The following is a 17,955-nucleotide window of genomic DNA, read 5'->3' as shown; positions in this document are numbered from 1 at the left end:
GGCTTACTTGACCTCGAACACCGGCTTGAAGCCGGTCGGCGGCAGGATGTCGGCCTGCTTCACCGTCTTGATGTTGCTGCTGTCGACCACGAAGATCTTCGGGCCGACGTGCTTCACCACGTCCTTGTTCTCCAGCAGGCGCACCGCCTGGTCGACCGCGATACGGCCCTGGATCACCATCGAGTCGGCGGGCGCGGCCACGATGCGGCCCTTCTGGATGCCTTCGTACACGCCCGGCGTCATGTAGAACGAGAGCACCTGCACCTTCTTGTCGAGGTTGCGCGCGCGCAGGATGCCGGTGGCGGCCTCGGCCGTCACGGCGGTGCCGGCCACGTAGGCGAGGTCGGGGTTGCCCTGCAGCACGTCTTCGACGAGCTTGGCCTGCGCTTCCTTGCCGGTGTCGCCGTACTTGGGGTCGAGCACCGTCACGGCGCTGCCCTTGATCGCTTCCATGAAGCCCTTGTGCGCGGCTTCGACCCAGCCCGCGCCGGCCGGACCGGGGAACCAGCCGACCTTCACCGGCGGCGAGCCCGCGGGGTGCTTCTTGGCAAGGTATTCGCCTGTCGAGTGGCCCATGGTGTGGAACGACACGAGCGACTTGGCCGACAGGTCGGGCGAGCTGATGCCGTTGACCAGGTCGATCACCGGCACCTTCTTCGCGGCCGTGGCCTTGATGACGTTGTTCAGCCCGTCGCCCGAGATCGCGCCGATGATCACCGCGTTGGCGCCGCGCGCCACGCAGTCCTCGATCTGCGAGACCTGCTTGCCCAGGTTGGTGTAGCCGCCCGCGTCGGCCACCTGCAGCTTCACGCCCTGGCGGCGCGCCTCCTCGATCACGCCGTAGTCCACGCCGAGCCAGTAGGCGTCCTTCATGTGCGGGAACGACACGCAGATGTCCCACTTCTTCGAGGCCTTGGCCAGTGGCGTGTAGTCGATGGGCTTCTTCGTGCCCTCGGCCGAGAAGGCGGGCTCGGTGGTTTCGGCCTTGTAGGGGAACCAGTCGGCGGCTGAGGCCGGGGCGTGCCACGCCAGGGCGGCGGTGAGCGAAGCGGCGATCAATGAAACGCGCAGGGGCGAGCTGTTCATGAAGAACTCCTTGGGTGACAGCGGTGAAAAAAGAGGGAAGAAGGGGCGCGTCAGGCCGCGAGCGCGGTCCGCAGGCGGTCGAGCCGTCGTCGCCGTTCGGCGCGGGCTTCGAGCGCCTGCGCCATGTCGACCTCGACGAAGCGCGCCTTGTGGTTGGGCTGCATCTGCGCGATGAGGTCCATGTCGGCGCTGATGACGGTGCCGACCATCGCGTAGCCGCCGCCCGACACCGCATCGCGGTGCAGGATGATCGGCTCGCGCCCGCCCGGCACCTGGATGGAGCCGTACGGATAGCCTGCGTCGACGATGTTCGACGGGTCGTCGCCCGCGCCGAAAGGCGGTGTGCGTTCCTGGAACTTCAGCGGCGTGCCGTTCTTGTAGCGGTAGCCGATGCGGTCGGCCTCGGAGCCGACGGTCCAGGTGTCGGCGAAGAAGCTGCGCACCGACACCTCCTGCAGGCGGTGGAAGTAGATGCCCGGCAGCACGCGCAGGGCCACTTCCTTTTCGAGCACCGGCAGCAACGACGCATCGACCATGCGGCCCGCGCGGGCGTTGGCGGATGGCGCGCCCACGGGCAGCTTGTCGCCGGCCAGCAGCTTGCGGCCGTTGAAGCCGCCGAACGCGCCCAGTCCGTAGGTCGAGCGGCTGCCCAGCACCACCGGCACGTCGATGCCGCCGGCCACGGCGATGCACATGCGCGCGCCAAGCTTCATGAAATCGAAGCCGAGCTTGTCGCCGGCCTGCACCGCGAACGAGGTGTTGCGCGGCACCTCGTTGCCGTTGAGCTTGATCTTCGCGTCGGCGCCGGTCACGGCCACCAGCGCGGGCGCGTCGAACTGCAGCTCGGGTCCGAGCAGTGTGCTTTCGATGACGGCCGCGCCTTCGTCGTTGCCGACCAGCAGGTTCGCGAGCACCAGGCTTTGCTGGTCGAGCGCGCCCGACAGCGGAATGCCCAAGTGGTAGTAGCCGGGACGACCCGCGTCCTGCACGCTGGTCGCGAGGCCGGGCTTGAGCACTTCAATCGCCATGGAGCACCTTCAGGAGCTGTTGGTTGTAGCCGTCGGGGTCGGCCAGGAAATCGTTGAGCGAGAAGGACACCGGCGCGATGCGCAGCGCGTAGGTGCCCGCTTCGACCTGCGCGATCTGGCGGTCGTACTCGGCGCGGTCGATGGGCTTCCACTTGACGATGTCGCCGGGCTGGAAGAACACCATCAGGTCCTTGAGGTACGACAGCCGCTGCGCGGGGTCGAAGATCGGCGCGGGGGTGACGCCGAACATCTGGTAGCCGCCCGCGCCGCGCACCGAGTAGATGCAGCTGAAGCAGCCGCCGTGGCCCAGCGTGAGCTTGGGCGTGTCGGTGCGCGGGCTCAGGTACTTGGGCACCTGGATCTGGCGCTGGCGCTCGACCATCTGGAACAGGAAGGGCAGCCCGGCCACGAAGCCGACCATCGACACGAACCACGGCGCCGACGAATGCGCTTCGATGAAGGCCTCGACCGAGGCGTGGCCGTTGATGCGCGCCGCGTACTCGATGTCGGTGCTCGACGGGTCCTGGTGACGCTCGCGAAAACGCATCAGCGTCTCGTGCGTCCACGGGTCGTTGTAGAGCACGGGGATCTCGACGATGCGCGTCTGCATCTGCAGGTCGGCATCGCCCAGGCCCGCTTCGATCTCCTTCAGCGTGGCGAGCAGTGCGTCGGGTGCGATCGCATCGGGGTCGAAGCGCACGAGGTAGGCGGCGTTGGCGGGGCAGATCTCGGTGACTCCGGGCAGCGCGCGGCGGCGCAGCTCGTTGCAGATCGCCATGCCCTTGAAGAAGGCGGGCAGCGACATCTCTTCGCTGATCTCGACGAACAGGTGCTCGTCGCCGCCGAAGCTGTAGCGCGCTTGTGCGGGGAGGGTGCTGGCAGCGGTCATGCGGTCACCTTCGGAAGTGGAGCGGGGGCGTCGGCCAGCGGGTTCGCTGCCAGCCAGGTTTCGAGAAAGCCGGTGTGGAAGGCGGCCTTCGCCACATCCGCGTCTTCGCACAGTGCGCGGTGCAGCGGGATCGTGGTGTGGATGCCTTCCACCTGCAGCTCGTCGAGAGCGCGCCGCATGCGGGCCAGCGCACCGGCGCGGTCGGTGTCGTGCACGATCAGTTTGCCCAGCAGCGAGTCGTAGTACGCCGGCACGGTGTAGCCGGGGAACAGCATGGTGTCGAAGCGCACGCCGGGGCCGCCCGGCACCACGAGCTGCGAGACCAGGCCGGGGCTCGGCATGAAGTTCTTCGCCGCGTTCTCGGCGTTGACGCGCACCTCGATGGCCGCGCCGGTCAGGCGGATGTCTTCCTGCTTCAGGCGCAGCGGCTGGCCGAGCGCGATGCGCAGCATTTCCTTCACGAGGTCGACGCCGGTGATCATCTCGGTGATCGGGTGCTCGACCTGTATGCGCGTGTTCATCTCGATGAAGAAGAACTCGCGCGTGTCGTCGTCGTACAGGTATTCGAGCGTGCCTGCGCCGCGGTACGCCACGGCATTGGCGAGCCGCAGCGCCGATTCGCACAGCGCGGCACGCGTGGCCTCGCTGATGGCGGCCGAGGGCGCTTCTTCCCACACCTTCTGGCGGCGCCGCTGCAGCGAGCATTCGCGCTCGAAGCAGTGCACCACGCGCTGGCCGTCGCCCAGGATCTGCACCTCGATGTGGCGCGCCTGGCGGATGAAGCGCTCGAGGTACACCTCGCCGTTGCCGAAGGCGGCCTGCGCTTCGGCGGTGGCGGTGGCGAACTGCTGGCGCAGCTCGGCCTCGTCGTGCGCCACGCGGATGCCGCGCCCGCCGCCGCCGGCCGAGGCCTTGATCATGATCGGGTAGCCGATGTCCTTCGCCACTTCGACGGCGATGTCGGGGTCGGTCACCACGCCCGCGCTGCCCGGCACGGTGGGCACGCCGGCCTTCATGGCCGCGGCGCGCGCGGCGGCCTTGTCGCCCATGGTGCGGATCGCGTGCGGCGTCGGGCCGACGAACACCAGGCCCGCCGCTTCCACGCGCTCGGCGAACGCGGCGTTCTCCGACAGGAAGCCGTAGCCCGGATGCACCGCGCCGGCGCCGCTGTCGGCCGCCGCCTGCAGGATCGCGTCCACGCTGAGGTAGCTCTTGGTGGCATGCGCCGGGCCGATGCGCACGGCCTCGTCGGCCATGCGCACCGCGAGGCTCTGCGCGTCGGCGTCGCTGTAGACGGCGACGGTCTTCAGGCCCAGTTCCTTCGCGGCGCGGATGATGCGCACCGCGATCTCGCCGCGGTTGGCGATGAGCAGCTTGTCGAATGCAGCGGTCATGGTCCGGTGTCTCACGCCGTTTCGATGACGGCCAACGCCTGGCCCGGATCGACGGGCTCGCCGTTTTCGACGGCGAAGCTCACCAGCCGGCCGGCCACGTCGGACGTGACTTCGCTGAACTGCTTCATCACCTCGACCAGACCGATCACGTCGCCCACGGCCACGGTGTCGCCCTCGGCCTTGAACGGCGGCGCGTCGGGCGCCGAACGGCGGTAGAAGGTGCCCGGCAGCGGGCTCAGGACTTCATGGGTAGCGGGCATCGGGGCACTCCTGGAAACGGGAACAAGAACGAAAGCGAAAGCGGGAAGAACGGAAAACTCAAGCCTGCGCCGGCGCAGTGGTGCCGGCAAGGCCTGCAACTTCGATGCCGTGGTCGGCAAGCGCGCGCCGCGTGGCTTGCACGAGCGCCAGCGCGCCGGGCGTGTCGCTGTGGATGCAGACCGAGTCGAAGCCGATTGCCACGTCCTGGCCTTCGACGGTGCGCACCACGCCGTCGGTGCAGGCGCGCAGCACCTTGGCGGCCACGGCCTCGGGGTCGAGCGCGCCGACACGGCGCGTGAAGACGATGGAGCCGCTCAGGTCGTAGTCGCGGTCGGCGTAGAACTCGCGCACCACCGGCTGGCCCAGCTCGCGCGCCACCTGGAAGGTGACGGACGATTCCATGCAGAACAGGCGCAGCGTCGGTTCGATCTGCTGCAGGGCCGTGACCAGCGCGCGCGAGAGCGCCTCGTCGCGCGCCGCATGCATGTAGAGCGCGCCGTGCGGCTTGATGTGCTGCAAGCTCATGCCGGCCAGCCGCGCGAACTCGCGCAGCGCGCCGAGCTGGTAGACCATGTCGTTCACCAGCTCGTCGGCCGGTGCATTGATGTGGCGGCGCCCGAAGCCCACGAGGTCGCGAAAGCCCGGGTGCGCGCCGATGCCCACGCCGTGCGTGCGGGCCAGCAGCACCATCCTGCGCATGATGTTCGGGTCGCCGGCATGGAAGCCGGTCGCGATGTTGGCCGAGCTGATGAGCGGCATCAGCTGCTCGTCGACGCCATCGCCGATGGTCCAGGGGCCGAAGCCTTCGCCCATGTCGGAATTCAGATCGATCCGCGTTGTCTTCGTCACGTCGTCCAGCCTTTGTGTGGTGCGCATCGCCGAGGGGGCGGTGCAGGTTGGCGCGAAGGTTAGCCAGCGGTCGAAAGGCCGAAAAGCATTGTTTTCAGACGGCTCGATATCTGAAAAACAGATGCTGCAAGTGGCCGGAATGGGCGCTACGCTGGAGGGAAGCGATCGCGCGGTATCGGGTTTTCGCCCGAGGCAGGCAGCGCGTATCCGTAAATACCCTAGGAAGACGGCGCCATGTCCCTGACCCTTCGCCAGCTCAAGTACTTCTCGGCGGTGGCCGAGGTGGGGCGCATCTCGCATGCGGCGCTGCAGCTGAACATCTCGCAGTCGGCCGTGACCACCGCGATCCGCGAACTCGAAGACATGATGGGACAGCAGCTCTTCGAGCGGCACCCGCACGGCGTGGAACTCACCAAGGCCGGGCGCCGTTTCCTGAGTCACGCGTATGCCGTGCTGTCGGCGGCGGACGAGGCGGTGCGCATGCCGCACGAGGGTGAGAACGTCGAGGGCTCGCTCACCATCGCGGCCAGCTACACGGTGCTGGGCTACTTCCTGCCGCATCACCTGCAGCGCTTCGAGCAGCTGCATCCGCAGGTGACGGTGAAGGTGCACGAGGTGGCGCGCGAGGCCATCGAAGAGGGCCTGATCACGCAGCGCTACGACATCGGCGTGGTGCTCACGTCGAACGTCGTGCTGCGCGAGCTGTCGCTCGAAACCTTCTTCGGCTCGCAGCGCCGGCTGTGGGTGCCGGCCAAGCACCCGCTGCTGGACAAGGCCGAGGTGACGCTGGCCGACGTGGCGGCCGAGCCCTACATCATGCTCACGGTGGACGAAGCCGCAGCCACCGCGCTCAAGTACTGGAGCAAGACGCCGCACCAGCCGCAGGTGCGGCTGCGCACGAGTTCGGTGGAGGCGGTGCGCAGCACGGTGGCCAACGGGCTGGGCGTGACGGTGCTGTCGGACATGGTCTACCGCCCGTGGTCGCTCGAAGGCAAGCGCATCGAGACCATCAACCTGCGCGATGCGGTGCCCACCATGAACATCGGGCTGGGCTGGAAGCAGGGCATCGCCTTCTCGCCGGCGATGACGGCGTTTCGCGACTATTTTCGCCAGCTGTTTCTCGAGCCGGCGTCGGGGCGCACGGGGCGCGGCAGAGGTTGATGCAACAGGGAAACCCTGCCGCCATCGGGCTGGCATGACCCGGCGCAAGGAAAGCCTGCCTCACCAGCGTCACAATAGTCCCTGTCCCGAGCGCGCAACGCGGCATCGGCACCTTGCACCTCCCCCGGAGATCGATCCCATGAAAGCAACCTGGAACGGCGTCACCATCGCCGAAAGCGACGACACCGTGCTCGTCGAAGGCAACCACTACTTCCCGATGAGCTCGCTCAACCGCGACGTGGTCACCTTCAGCAACCACAAGACCACCTGCCCGTGGAAGGGCTCGGCGAACTACTACTCGCTGCTGGTCAACGGCGAGCTGCATGCCGACGCCGCCTGGTACTACCCCGACCCGAAGCCCGAAGCCGAGGAAGTCCGTGACCGCGTCGCGTTCTGGAAGGACGTGAAGGTCAGCGCCCAGTGAGCACCGCCGCCTTCGCTCCTCCGTTCACGCCGCCGGCCGAACTGGCCGGTGCGCTGCGCGAACAGGGCTATGCGGTACTCAGCCCGCAGGGCGTGTGCGACTGGCTCGGCGTGCCGCTGGCACAGCTCGAAGCCCTGCACGCCGACTGGAACGACCTGCCGCCCGACGAATACCTGAAGGACGGCGGCCGCTACCGCACGCGGCGCCACGCCTGCTTCACCGTCGATGCCGATGCGACGCTCGCACAGGTGCCGCACCGCGCGCACTGGCAGCCGGTCGAATACAACGCGCTGCACGGCGGCATGCAGCGCTGGTTCGCGCCGATGCTCGACGCCACGGTCGCGCAGCCCGTGTGGCAGCGGCTGATGCAGCAACTCGGCCAGGTGAGCAGCGACATGCGCGGCGCACCGCAGCGCTGGTACGTGGAAGCGCACCAGTTCCGCATCGACACGGCAGGCGGCATCGGCCGCCCGACGCCCGAAGGCGCGCACCGCGACGGCGTCGACCTGGTGGCGGTGGTGCTGATCGGGCGCCAGGGCATCAAGGGCGGCGAGACGCGCGTGTTCGAGGCCAACGGCCGGCGCGGCGAGCGCTTCACCATGACGCAGCCGTGGACGCTGCTGCTGCTCGACGATGCGCGCGTGATCCACGAGTCCACGCCGATCCAACCGGTCGAAGAGGGCGGTGAAGGATGGCGCGACACGCTCGTGGTCACCTGCCGGGCCGAGGGTTTCCAGGGGGATTGAGGGGCCTTGCGGCGTCGCTGGCCCGAGTCCTACAGGGGGCCTTGCGCGCAGCGGTTAAATTCGGGGCCCGGCTCGGCGTCGAGCCGTGTCTGTCTGCGAACGAAAAGCGAGGTCCGCCATGTTCAATCACATCCTGGTTCCGATCGACGGCTCCGAAACTTCCATGCTCGCGGTCAGCAAGGCCAGTGGTCTTGCCCTGGCCTTCGGCAGTCGCATCACGCTGATTCACGTGATCGACAACTACCCCTTCATCGGTGTGGGCGCGGACTATGCGCTCGGCCAGAACGAGTACCTCGCGGCGGCCACCGCCAGCGCCAATGCGGCGCTCGCACGCGGCGTGGCCGCCCTGGCGGCCGAAGGCCTGCACAGCGACCAGCGCGTGATCGACGGCCACGTGGTGCATGAAGGCATCGTCGACACGGCCATCGCCATCGCGGCCGACCTGATCGTGATGGGCTCGCACGGCCGCAGCGGCATCGAGAAACTGCTGCTGGGCAGCGTGACGCAGCGCGTGCTGCAGGACGCCACCATGCCGGTGCTCGTCGTCAAGGGCCGCTGAGAAACTCCGCCGCAAACCCCGCCGCACGTTCGAAGTGCAACGGCTCCCGCGTCGCGGGATGCACGAACCCCAATTCCCTGGCATGCAGCAGCAGGCGCGGCGCGCGTGCCTGCAGCGCCGCGTCGCCGTACAGTGCATCGCCCAGGATCGGATGCCCGATCGACAGCAGGTGAACCCGCAGCTGGTGTGAACGGCCGGTGAGCGGTTCCAGCAGCACGTGCGTGGCAGCAGGGCCGCTGGCCAGGGCGCGCCAGCGCGTGAGGCTGGGCTTGCCCGCGGGGTCGATCTTCTGCAGCGGGCGGCGCGGCCAGTCGGCCATCAGCGGGGCGTCGATGAGCGACCAGTCGTCGCGTTGCGGCATCACGCCGTCGACGATGGCTTCGTAGCGCTTGTGCATCTCGCGGTCGGCGAAGGCCGCGCTCAGGGCGCGCTGCATCTCCAGGCCGCGCGCCATCACCACCAACCCGCTCGTGCCCATGTCGAGCCGGTGCACGATGAGCGCGTCGGGCCACTGCTGCTGCGCGCGTGCGCTGAGGCAATCCTGCTTGTCCTCGCCACGACCGGGCACGCACAGCAGGCCGGCGGGCTTGTCGAGCACCAGCAGGTGGGCGTCTTCGTGAACGGGGATCAGCGGTGGCGGCGAAGCGGTCATGGGGACGCCGAGTGTAGAGAGGCTCAGAAAGCGGGAAGACGCCTGGGCTATCCTCGACCGATATGCCCGGCCCCGATTCTTCCGCGTCTTCCGCTTCCCCCCTGTCTCCCACTTTCACCGACCTGCGGCGCGAGCGGCCCTTCATGCAGCTGTGGGTGGCGCGCCTGTTCGGCACCGCGGCCTCGCAGATGATGCTGGTGGCCATCGGCTGGCACATGTACGAGCTGACCGGCAGTGCGTGGGACCTGGGGCTGGTCGGGCTGTACCAGTTCGTGCCCGCGCTGCTGCTGGCACTGCTGGCCGGCCACGTGGTGGACCGCCACCATCGCGGCCGCATCGTGGCGGTGTGCTTCGCGGTGCAGGGCTCGGTGGCGCTGGCGCTGCTCTTTGCGGTGCTGCACAAGAATGACACGCGCGGGTTGCTGCTCGGTCTGTCGCTGGTGCTCGGTGCGGTGCGCGCCTTCCAGATGCCGGCGCAGCAGGCGCTCACGCCGCTCTTGGTGCCGCCGCTGCTGCTGTCGCGCGCGATGGCGTTCAGCTCGGCGGGCATGCAGGGCGCGATCATCGGCGGGCCGGCGCTCGGCGGCCTGCTGTTCGTGGCGGGCATGGCGGTGGTCTACGGTGCGAGCGTGCTGTGCTTCGTGGTGGCCTGCGTGCTGGTGCTGCGGCTGCGCTACGACCACGCGCCGGCCGCGAAAGAGCCGGTCACGCTGGCCACGGTGTTCGCGGGCGTCAGTTTCATCTGGCGGCGCAAGCCGGTGCTGGGCGCGGTCTCGCTCGACCTGTTCGCGGTGCTGCTGGGCGGCGCGGTGGCGCTGCTGCCGATCTACGCCAAGGACATCCTGCACACCGGCCCCTGGGGCCTGGGCCTGCTGCGCAGCGCACCGGCCGTGGGCGCGCTGGTGATGTCGATCGCGCTCACACGCCGGCCGGTCGAGCGCAATGTGGGGCGCACGCTGCTGCTGGCCGTGGGGGCGTTCGGGCTGTGCATGGTGGTGTTCGGCCTGTCGAAGAGCTTTTTCGTCTCACTGGTGGCGCTCGCGGTGTCGGGCGGGGCCGACATGGTCAACGTCGTGATCCGCCAGACGCTGGTGCAACTGGAAACGCCCGACGCCATGCGCGGGCGGGTGAGCGCGGTCAACTCGATCTTCATCGGCGCGAGCAACCAGCTCGGCGAGTTCGAATCGGGCGCCACGGCGGCGCTGCTGGGCCCGGTCGGCTCGGTGGTGCTCGGCGGCGTGGGGACGATGCTGGTGGCGCTGACGTGGTTCCGGCTGTTCCCGTCGCTCGCGCAGCGCGACCGGCTGGTGGTGGCGGCGCCGGCTGCGGCGCGAAACTAATCGGGGAACAGCTCGCGCGCGTGTGGAACGTCGAGCGTGAGGTCGCTCAGCGCCTCGGCCACGCACGGAAGAATCCAGCCTTCGATCTTCTCGTCGAGGCTCAGGCCCGGCCATTCGATGAGATGGCGGCTCTCGCCCGACAGCCGCTGGCAGACGCAGGTGCGGCAGGTGCCGTTGCGGCACGAACTCGGCAGCTCGATGCCGGCCGCCTCGGCCGCGTGCAGCAGCGTGACGCCCGCCTCGGCCTCGAATTCCAGGCCCGACGGTTCGAGGCGGACCTTCATCGTGTCGGAGGTTCTTGGGGTTGCTGCTGTTGTTCGCGGCGTTGCTCGCGCAGCATGAAGAGGTACAGGCTTTCGACCTTCTCGCGCGCCCACGGCGTCTTGCGCAGGAACTTGAGGCTGGAGCTCACGCTGGGCTCGCTGATGAAGCAGCGGATCGGCACCAGGTGGCCCAGCTGTTCCCAGCCGTAGTAGTCGGCCAGCGTGGTCACGATGGCCTCCAGCGTGAGGCCGTGCAACGGGTTGCGGGGTTGCGCCGGCCTGGGGGCGGGCGCGGGTGTGTCGGTCACTTGTTCTTGAGCTTGCCGCGCGGAATCACCGCGGTGGTGATGGTGCGCACGGGTTCGATGCCGCCGCCGCCGGTGGGGGCCTTCGGCGGCGAAGTGTCCTTCTTCGGTTTCTTCGCTTCCTTGTTGGTACGTTGCTGACCCTTGGCCATGTGCTTTCTCCAGTTGATACGTGCGGATGCGGGGGGCAGTTTAGCGGTGCGGCGACAATAGGCGGTTCCACACGTTTTTCCGCTTTCATGTCCGATTACGAAGTTCGCCCCGCCACGATGCGCGACGCCAAGGCCGTCGCCGAAATCCATGCCATCGCCGCCAAGGCTGCCTACGAAGGCATCCTGTCCGAGGACGACCTGCGTGTGGTGACCCCCGCCACGCGCGAGGCCAAGTGGCGCGAAGCCATCGAATTCAGCGAACCGCAGGTGCAGGTGGCCACGAAGGACGGCGAGATCGTCGGCTTCGTGGGCTTCGACCGCTCGCGCGACCCCAAGACGCCGCCCACCACGGGCGAGATCTGGGCCATCTACGTCAAGCCCGAGCACTGGGGCAAGGGCGCGGGCGTGGCCCTGTGGGACGCCGCGCGCGAAGGCCTCGAGGAAGAGGGCTGCACCACGGTCACCGTCTGGGTACCGATCCGCAACGACCGCGCCATGCGCTTTCACGAACTCGCCGGCTTCAAGCGCGAGATGAAGACCGCCAAGACCACGGCCCTGGGCGCCGTGCGCGTCGAAGAGATCCGCCTGAAGCGCTCGGTGGACTGATCCACCCCCGGATGCCGCGTACGGTCTTCGCCGGCGCGGTCACCGGCTGCGGATAAGCTCGCCGCTTCTTCCACAGCCTGACTTTCGCCCATGGCCACCAGCCTGCTCCTGCTGCTCGACGACATCGCGACCGTGCTCGACGATGTCTCCGTCCTCACCAAAGTTGCCGCCAAGAAGACCGCCGGGGTGCTCGGCGACGACCTCGCGCTGAACGCGCAGCAGGTCACCGGCGTGCGCACCGAGCGCGAGCTGCCGGTGGTGTGGGCAGTGTGCAAGGGCTCCCTCGTCAACAAGGCGATCCTGGTGCCGGCCGCATTGGCCATCGGCACCTGGCTGCCCTGGCTGGTGACGCCGCTGCTCATGGTGGGCGGCGCGTTCCTGTGCTTCGAGGGCGCCGAGAAGCTGGCTCACAAGTTCCTGCACAAGAAGGAGCACGAGGCCGACACCGCGCGCCACCAGCAGGCCGTGGCCGACACGGCCGTCGACGTGGTCGCTGTCGAAAAGGACAAGATCAAGGGCGCGGTGCGCACCGACTTCATCCTCTCGGCCGAAATCATCGCCATCACGCTGGGCACCGTGCAGGGCCAGCCGTTCACGACACAGCTCAGCGTGCTGGTCGGCATTGCGCTGATCATGACGGTGGGCGTCTACGGCCTCGTGGCCGGCATCGTGAAGCTCGACGACCTGGGCCTGTACCTGAGCCAGCGCGCGAGCGCGTTCGCGCGCGGTCTGGGCCGCGGCATCCTGGCGGCGGCGCCGTGGCTCATGAAGGGCCTGTCGGTGGCCGGCACGGCCGCCATGTTCCTCGTGGGCGGCGGCATCCTGGTGCACGGCGTGCCGGCGTTCGGCCATGCGGTCGAAGACTGGGCCAAGGCCACCGGCGGCGTGTTCGGCACGCTCGGCTCGATGGGCGTCAATGCTGCCATCGGCCTCGTGGCCGGTGCCGTCGTGCTGGCCGTGGTGGAACTCGTCGGCAAGCTGCGCGGCAAGAAGGCGGCGCACTGAGCCCGCAGCCGGGCCTCAGCGGTCCGGCTTGCCGCGCTGGAACAGGCCGACACCAACCAGCGCGATGCCCAGGGCCAGGGCGAACCAGCCCACCAGATAGGCGCCGGCCACCATCTCGAACCAGCGCGTGCCCTGCAGGAAGCGCGGCCCCAGCAGCACGGCGGCGCCGATCAGGAGGCAGAGGATGCCGCGCTCGATGGTGCGCAGCTGTCGTTGGGGGCGTCGGGCCATGAGTCTGTCTTTGCGGGGAAATTGGCGGGAAAGCGGAGGCGGCCATTGTCCCGCGCCGCGAGGGGAGGCCGCCGACCGGCGAAAAACGTCGCGTACGCGCATCGTTCGGCCCGCAAAAATGCTTCCAAACGTTGCAGAATCGCAGGCCATGTCACACCGCCTCCTGCCCTCCGGTTCCGCCATCTTCCTTCCGTTGCGACGCGTCGTGGTCGGCGCCTCGCTGGCCCTGGTGGCCGCCACGGCTCTTGCGCAGCACGACCCCGCCGGCTTTCCGCTGGACTCGGTCGGCTACCTCAACGAGGAGCTGCCGCGCATGGAGGCCGCTATCGCCGCGAAGGACCGCAGCTTCTTCCTCGGCGCGATGACGCGCATGGTGCAGTTCTCCGAACGTTGGGGCTTCAAGGCCAAGGCCAATCCCGATCTGGCCGCCTACCCGATGTGCACGGCAGCCGTCATGGACTACGCGGTGGTCGGCATGTGCAGGCTGAATCCGGCCGACGACGGCTGCGAGCCGGGCCTGGCGCCGCGCTTCGAGGCGAACGTGAAGCGCTGCCGCGAGCTGGCCGCGCAAAAATAGGCCTCCGGCCTTTTCCTTCCCCTCATCGAACGAAGTCCCCGCGCCATGGCCGTGCGTGCGGGGCGGAGACACACGCATGGACTACGCCCGTTACCAGACCCTCGCCATCACGCGCCGCGGCGCGAACGGCGCGGTGCTCGACATCCAGATGCGCGCCGCCAACGGCAAGCTGCCCACGGCCGGCCATGACGGTCACCGCGAGCTGGCCGAGATCTGGCGCGACATCGCCGCCGACGACACGGTGCGCTGCGCCGTGCTGCGCGGCGAGGGCATGGGCTTCTCGGGCGGCGGCGACCTGGGCATGGTGCAGGACATGACCACCGACGACGTCGTGCGCCAGCGCGTGTGGCGCGAGGCGCGCGACCTCGTCTACAACATCATCAATTGCGACAAGCCCATCGTGAGCGCCATGCACGGCCCTGCGGTGGGCGCGGGGCTCGTGGCGGGCCTGCTGGCCGACATTTCCATCGCGAGCAAGGGCGCGAAGATCGTCGACGGCCACACGCGCCTGGGCGTGGCGGCCGGCGACCACGCAGCCATCGTGTGGCCGCTCCTGTGCGGCATGGCCAAGGCCAAGTACCACCTGCTGCTGTGCGAGCCGGTGAGCGGCGAGGAGGCCGAGCGCATCGGCCTGGTGTCGCTCGCGGTGGATGAAGCCGACCTGCTGCCGCGCGCCTGGGAGATCGCCGACCGCCTCGCGGCCGGCAGCCAGAGCGCGATCCGCTACACCAAGTACGCGCTGAACAACTGGCTGCGCCAGGCGGGGCCGACCTTCGACGCCTCGCTGGCGCTCGAATTCATGGGCTTCGCGGGTGCCGACGTGCGCGAAGGCGTGGCCTCGCTGCGCGAGAAACGCGCGCCGAACTTCGGTTAGCCGGATCAGGCCTTGCTCAGGCCCTGCAAGGTCTGCAGCAGGACGACGCGCGTCTGTCCCAGCACCATGCCCTTCCATTCGTCGTTGTCGCAGTAGAAAGCGTCGCGCAGACGGCGGCGGATTTCGCGTTTCTGCGATTCGGGCGCCTCGGGATGGCGGCGCAGCCAGGTGTCGGCGCGCAGACGATCAAGCACTTCCAGGTCGGGCAGCGTGCCGAACTCCAGGCCCATGGGCGCGACGCGCGCATTGGGGCACTCGTCGTAGGCGGTCGAGATCACCGGGCCCGACACGTCGGCCGAGGCCGAGTCGCCCGCGAAGGGCGCGAACACGTCGGCGCCCCACCAGGCGTGAGCCATCGCGAGGTCTTCGGGCGTGTTGCGGCCCGGGTAGATCTTCTCGCCGTGGCCGTAGGGCCCCAGGCCCGTGTGCACGTCGATCCAGCCCAGGTGCGTGGCCGACGCCGCATAGCTGCGCAGGATGGCGCGGATGGTGCGGTTGCTCCACGACGGCGCCGTGCCGCCGTAGAACAGGCCGTCGGGCGAGGTGTACTGGCCACGCGTGACGGCGGCGCGGAAGGCCGTCATGCCGTGCTTCGCGATGTAGGCGGCCACGGCGGCTTCATCGTCCGGCGTCGGCGGCCACTGGGCGGGCAGCACCAGCGGTTCCACATCGGCGTACTCGGCATTCACCGGCAGCGGCGCGCCGAAGTCGATGTGGTTGCGGTTCAGGTCGATGTTGTCTTCGTTGGTGCGGTGCAGGTGCGAGAAGCCATGCGGGTTCACCGCATGCACCAGCAGCAGCGCGACGCCCGCGCGTTCGAGGCGCGCGAGCAGGTCGGCGTCGTGCAGCGTGGCGACTTGCGCGCCCGAGCCGCAGAAGCCCTCGGGGCCGTGCGTGCCCGAGGTGACGAGCAGCACCTTCTTCGCGTCGACCGCGCCGAGCAGCGCAACGTCGGTGGCGAGTTCTTCGCCCAGCGCGCCGCGGTGCGTGGGGTGCACGAACGACTCGATGGCCGCGCCGCGCGCCGCGGCGGCTTCGAGGAACTTGGCGCGGGCTTCGACATACGTGCCCGAGAAATGGCGCGTGGCGGCGGTGGTGTGGGAGGACATGGCGGGGAATTCCTGTGCTTGATCTGTGCTGGATGAAAAGCGGAGTCGCAGTGCCGTTCAGGCCGCAGCGTAGGCGTTGTCAGCATCGATGTCGCGTCCGGTATGGTCGCGCAGCCAGATCAGCCCGAGCAGCGACACCAGCGTCATCGCCACCAGGTACCACGCGGGCGCCAGCTTGCTGCCCGTGGCGTTCAGCAGCCAGGTGCTGATGAAGGGCGCGAAGCCGCCGAACAGGGCCACGCCCACGCTGTAGACCAGCGACATGCCGCTGGCGCGCACGGCCTTCGGGAACATCTCGGGCAGCATCGTGATGCCGGGCACCGTCTGGGCCACCAGGCCCACGCTCAGCACGCCGAGCACGATGAACAGCACCGCCGGCGTGGGCGAGGCGTTGAGCCACAGGAAGCCGGGGTAGATCAGGATCGCCAGTGCAACGCGGCTCCACAGGATCAGCGGCTTGCGCCCCACGATGTCCGACCACTTGCCCACCAGCGGCGCCAGCGCGAAGGAGATCAGGCCGGTCAGGGCGGCGCCGAACAGGGCCACCGACGGCGTGAGGCCCAGCTCGCGCACCGCATAGGTCGGCATGTAGAACGTCACCACATAGGCCGCCGTGGTGCCACCCACCAGCGTGAGGATGGCCGCCAGCACCTTCCGGCCATGCTGCGTGCAGACGATCTTCAGGCTGCTCTCGCGCGGCGCCTTGGCGTCTTCGGGTGCGATGTGCAGCGACTCTTCCAGGTGACGGCGGATGTACATGCCCACCGGCGCGATCGCCATGCCGATCACGAAGGGCACGCGCCAGCCCCAGCTCTGCATGGCCTCGGTCGAGAGCGAGAAGGTGAGGCCGCCCACCACCACGGCGCCGAGCATCACACCCAGGCCCTGGCTCGCGAACTGCCAGCTCGCCATGTAGCCGCGGTTGGCCGGCGTGGCGTGCTCCACCAGCAGCGTGGTGGAGGCGCCCACCTCTCCGCCGGCCGAGAAGCCCTGGATCAGGCGTGCCAGCACGATGATGAGCGGCGCTGCCACGCCGATGCTCGCGTAGGTCGGCGTGAAGGCGATCAGCGCGCAGCCCAGCGCCATCAGGAAGATCGTGAGCGTCATGGCCTTCTTGCGGCCCGCGCGGTCGGCGTACGCACCGATCACGATGCCGCCCAGCGGCCGCATGATGAAGCCGACGCCGAAGCTCGCCACCGTCAGCAACAGCTGGCCGTAGGAACTGAAGGTCGGGAAGAACAGCTTGCCGATCACCAGCGCAAGAAAGCCATAGACGGTGAAGTCGAAGAATTCCAGTCCGTTGCCGATGGTCGTGGCCACGATGGTCTGGCGCCGGCGTGCGGGCGAGGACGCGGATGAGGCCGTTGAGACCGAGGAGGGCGTGGGCCGGGAAGCGGGGGTATTCATGTGTCTCCTGAGTGTTTCTCGAATGCGCGGGTCGCGTGGGCCCGAGTCGCGGCGGATGCTAGAGACTCGCAGCTGTCATGAAAAGACAATAATTGGGCGTCAACGATAACTTTTGGTTGTCACACTGAAGATGAAGCCCAATCAGTTGCATGCCTTCGTGGCCGTGGTCGAACAGATGAGCATCCGCGCCGCCGCGCGCGTGCTCGGCATTTCGCAGCCCGCCGTGACCAAGATCGTGCGCGAACTCGAGCGCGAGGTCGGTGCACCGCTGGTGGAGCGCAGCGTGAAGGGCGTGCGCCTCACGCAGTTCGGCCTGGCCTTCGCGCCGCGCGCGCGGCTGCTGCTGGCCGACATGGAGCGCGCCCGCGACGAGATCGCGCAGATCCGCGACGGCGCCACCGGCTCGGTCTCACTGGCCGTGAGCGCCTCGTTCGCGCTCACCGTGCTGCCCGCCGCCTTCAAGGACTTCCACACGCGCCTGCCTGCCGTGGACGTGCAGTTCAGCGAAGCCGTGCTGCCGTGGATGCTCGCGCGGCTGCGCGACGGCTACCTCGACTTTGCAGTGGCGCACATCGTGCCCGGTACGCTCGATCCGCAGTTCGAGGCGCTGGAGCTGTTTCCGGTGCAGCTGGTGGTCGGCCTGCGCGAGCGCCATCCGCTGCGCAATGCGCGCTCGCTGCACGATCTCTATGCGGCCGAATGGGTCCTGCCCGGCGACGACCACGGCGGCACCAACGCCATGGCGCCGCTGTTCACCCCGCTCGGGTTGTCGCCGCCCACGCACGTGCTGCAGGGCCACTCGGTCACCGTGGCGCTTGCGCTGGTGGGGCACATGGACCTGATCGGCCTGTTCGTCGAACCCTTGGCAAGGCTCAGCTTCAAGCGCCACGGCATCCGGCGCGTCGAGGTGCGCGAGACGCTGCCGACGCTGAACGTGTGCGTGGTGCGCCGCCGCGGGCAGCCGTCGACACCGGCGGCGCAGCACTTCATCGAGTGCATCCAGCGAGCCTCGGCGGCGGCGATGTCGGGGTAGGAGC

The 17,955-nt window shown here is 68.7% G+C and carries 23 protein-coding genes; 10 read left to right on the top strand and 13 right to left on the bottom strand.

Going from position 1 to position 17,955, the window contains the following annotated elements:
- Nucleotides 1–3 precede the first annotated feature (3 nt).
- The 6 genes from torT to D3H34_RS25695 are packed head-to-tail and all read right to left on the bottom strand — an operon-like array spanning nucleotide 4 to nucleotide 5,507.
- Complete coding sequence (gene torT / locus D3H34_RS25720) at nucleotides 4–1,086, bottom strand: TMAO reductase system periplasmic protein TorT (protein WP_119557068.1); 1,083 nt, start codon at nucleotides 1,084–1,086, stop codon at nucleotides 4–6.
- A gap of 50 nt (nucleotides 1,087–1,136) precedes the next feature.
- The gene (locus tag D3H34_RS25715; RefSeq protein ID WP_119557067.1) at nucleotides 1,137–2,114 is read right to left on the bottom strand and encodes a 5-oxoprolinase subunit C family protein; all 978 of its coding nucleotides are present in this window, start codon (nucleotides 2,112–2,114) and stop codon (nucleotides 1,137–1,139) included.
- Nucleotides 2,104–3,003, bottom strand: a complete 900-nt coding sequence (locus tag D3H34_RS25710) for a 5-oxoprolinase subunit B family protein (RefSeq protein ID WP_119557066.1) — start codon at nucleotides 3,001–3,003, stop codon at nucleotides 2,104–2,106. The genes D3H34_RS25715 and D3H34_RS25710 overlap by 11 nt, the downstream gene beginning before the upstream one ends.
- Complete coding sequence (locus D3H34_RS25705; RefSeq protein WP_119557065.1) at nucleotides 3,000–4,397, bottom strand: acetyl-CoA carboxylase biotin carboxylase subunit; 1,398 nt, start codon at nucleotides 4,395–4,397, stop codon at nucleotides 3,000–3,002. Before D3H34_RS25705 ends, D3H34_RS25710 begins: the two co-directional genes overlap by 4 nt.
- Before the next feature lie 11 nt (nucleotides 4,398–4,408).
- On the bottom strand, nucleotides 4,409–4,657 hold the full coding sequence (locus tag D3H34_RS25700) for an acetyl-CoA carboxylase (protein WP_119557064.1): 249 nt from the start codon (nucleotides 4,655–4,657) through the stop codon (nucleotides 4,409–4,411).
- Between the two features lie 58 nt (nucleotides 4,658–4,715).
- Nucleotides 4,716–5,507, bottom strand: a complete 792-nt coding sequence (locus tag D3H34_RS25695) for a 5-oxoprolinase subunit PxpA (RefSeq protein WP_167481275.1) — start codon at nucleotides 5,505–5,507, stop codon at nucleotides 4,716–4,718.
- A 234-nt stretch (nucleotides 5,508–5,741) separates the two neighbouring features.
- Here D3H34_RS25695 and D3H34_RS25690 point away from each other — a divergent pair, with 234 nt between their 5' ends.
- The 4 genes from D3H34_RS25690 to D3H34_RS25675 all read left to right on the top strand — a co-directional run bounded on the left by D3H34_RS25690 (nucleotide 5,742) and on the right by D3H34_RS25675 (nucleotide 8,397).
- Nucleotides 5,742–6,668: a LysR family transcriptional regulator gene (locus D3H34_RS25690; RefSeq protein WP_119557062.1), complete on the top strand. Its 927-nt coding sequence runs from the start codon at nucleotides 5,742–5,744 to the stop codon at nucleotides 6,666–6,668.
- A gap of 139 nt (nucleotides 6,669–6,807) precedes the next feature.
- On the top strand, nucleotides 6,808–7,092 hold the full coding sequence (locus tag D3H34_RS25685; RefSeq protein ID WP_119557061.1) for a DUF427 domain-containing protein: 285 nt from the start codon (nucleotides 6,808–6,810) through the stop codon (nucleotides 7,090–7,092).
- Nucleotides 7,089–7,838, top strand: coding sequence for a 2OG-Fe dioxygenase family protein (locus tag D3H34_RS25680; RefSeq protein ID WP_119557060.1), 750 nt, complete (start codon nucleotides 7,089–7,091; stop codon nucleotides 7,836–7,838). The genes D3H34_RS25685 and D3H34_RS25680 overlap by 4 nt, the downstream gene beginning before the upstream one ends.
- 118 nt (nucleotides 7,839–7,956) lie before the next feature.
- Entirely contained in the window at nucleotides 7,957–8,397 is a 441-nt protein-coding gene (locus D3H34_RS25675; protein WP_056579296.1) for a universal stress protein, read from the top strand.
- Here the strand turns inward: D3H34_RS25675 and D3H34_RS25670 are convergent.
- Complete coding sequence (locus D3H34_RS25670; protein WP_119557059.1) at nucleotides 8,384–9,049, bottom strand: RluA family pseudouridine synthase; 666 nt, start codon at nucleotides 9,047–9,049, stop codon at nucleotides 8,384–8,386. The two genes, D3H34_RS25675 and D3H34_RS25670, sit on opposite strands and share 14 nt — an antisense overlap.
- A 143-nt stretch (nucleotides 9,050–9,192) precedes the next feature.
- Here D3H34_RS25670 and D3H34_RS25665 point away from each other — a divergent pair, with 143 nt between their 5' ends.
- Nucleotides 9,193–10,389: an MFS transporter gene (locus tag D3H34_RS25665; RefSeq protein ID WP_119557058.1), complete on the top strand. Its 1,197-nt coding sequence runs from the start codon at nucleotides 9,193–9,195 to the stop codon at nucleotides 10,387–10,389.
- Here the strand turns inward: D3H34_RS25665 and D3H34_RS25660 are convergent.
- From D3H34_RS25660 to D3H34_RS34315, 3 genes are read right to left on the bottom strand one after another with little or no spacing between them, the layout of a single operon-like run.
- A complete protein-coding gene (locus D3H34_RS25660) occupies nucleotides 10,386–10,673 on the bottom strand; it encodes a 2Fe-2S iron-sulfur cluster-binding protein (protein ID WP_119557057.1) in 288 nt (95 codons plus the stop codon). The two genes, D3H34_RS25665 and D3H34_RS25660, sit on opposite strands and share 4 nt — an antisense overlap.
- Nucleotides 10,670–10,960: a VF530 family protein gene (locus D3H34_RS25655; RefSeq protein ID WP_119557056.1), complete on the bottom strand. Its 291-nt coding sequence runs from the start codon at nucleotides 10,958–10,960 to the stop codon at nucleotides 10,670–10,672. Before D3H34_RS25655 ends, D3H34_RS25660 begins: the two co-directional genes overlap by 4 nt.
- Nucleotides 10,957–11,109, bottom strand: a complete 153-nt coding sequence (locus D3H34_RS34315) for a hypothetical protein (protein WP_167481274.1) — start codon at nucleotides 11,107–11,109, stop codon at nucleotides 10,957–10,959. The genes D3H34_RS25655 and D3H34_RS34315 overlap by 4 nt, the downstream gene beginning before the upstream one ends.
- Nucleotides 11,110–11,196: 87 nt before the next feature.
- Here D3H34_RS34315 and D3H34_RS25650 point away from each other — a divergent pair, with 87 nt between their 5' ends.
- The gene (locus tag D3H34_RS25650; RefSeq protein WP_119557055.1) at nucleotides 11,197–11,715 is read left to right on the top strand and encodes a GNAT family N-acetyltransferase; all 519 of its coding nucleotides are present in this window, start codon (nucleotides 11,197–11,199) and stop codon (nucleotides 11,713–11,715) included.
- Nucleotides 11,716–11,805: 90 nt separating this feature from the next.
- Nucleotides 11,806–12,720, top strand: a complete 915-nt coding sequence (locus tag D3H34_RS25645) for a DUF808 domain-containing protein (protein ID WP_119557054.1) — start codon at nucleotides 11,806–11,808, stop codon at nucleotides 12,718–12,720.
- 15 nt (nucleotides 12,721–12,735) lie between these two features.
- On the opposite strand, the gene D3H34_RS25640 is transcribed toward D3H34_RS25645, so the two are convergent.
- Complete coding sequence (locus tag D3H34_RS25640) at nucleotides 12,736–12,951, bottom strand: hypothetical protein (RefSeq protein ID WP_119557053.1); 216 nt, start codon at nucleotides 12,949–12,951, stop codon at nucleotides 12,736–12,738.
- Between the two features lie 148 nt (nucleotides 12,952–13,099).
- Here D3H34_RS25640 and D3H34_RS25635 point away from each other — a divergent pair, with 148 nt between their 5' ends.
- Complete coding sequence (locus D3H34_RS25635; RefSeq protein ID WP_286186228.1) at nucleotides 13,100–13,528, top strand: hypothetical protein; 429 nt, start codon at nucleotides 13,100–13,102, stop codon at nucleotides 13,526–13,528.
- Between the two features lie 76 nt (nucleotides 13,529–13,604).
- Entirely contained in the window at nucleotides 13,605–14,402 is a 798-nt protein-coding gene (locus D3H34_RS25630; protein ID WP_119557052.1) for an enoyl-CoA hydratase/isomerase family protein, read from the top strand.
- 5 nt (nucleotides 14,403–14,407) lie between these two features.
- On the opposite strand, the gene D3H34_RS25625 is transcribed toward D3H34_RS25630, so the two are convergent.
- Both D3H34_RS25625 and D3H34_RS25620 read right to left on the bottom strand, forming a co-directional pair.
- Nucleotides 14,408–15,511, bottom strand: coding sequence for a M14 family metallopeptidase (locus D3H34_RS25625; RefSeq protein ID WP_119557051.1), 1,104 nt, complete (start codon nucleotides 15,509–15,511; stop codon nucleotides 14,408–14,410).
- Between the two features lie 57 nt (nucleotides 15,512–15,568).
- The gene (locus D3H34_RS25620; RefSeq protein ID WP_119557050.1) at nucleotides 15,569–16,918 is read right to left on the bottom strand and encodes an MFS transporter; all 1,350 of its coding nucleotides are present in this window, start codon (nucleotides 16,916–16,918) and stop codon (nucleotides 15,569–15,571) included.
- Between the two features lie 130 nt (nucleotides 16,919–17,048).
- Here D3H34_RS25620 and D3H34_RS25615 point away from each other — a divergent pair, with 130 nt between their 5' ends.
- On the top strand, nucleotides 17,049–17,951 hold the full coding sequence (locus D3H34_RS25615; protein WP_119557080.1) for a LysR substrate-binding domain-containing protein: 903 nt from the start codon (nucleotides 17,049–17,051) through the stop codon (nucleotides 17,949–17,951).
- The last annotated feature ends 4 nt before the right edge of the window (nucleotides 17,952–17,955 follow it).

This window comes from Acidovorax cavernicola, assembly GCF_003581445.1.
This window is presented reverse-complemented; position numbering and strand designations above follow the sequence as displayed.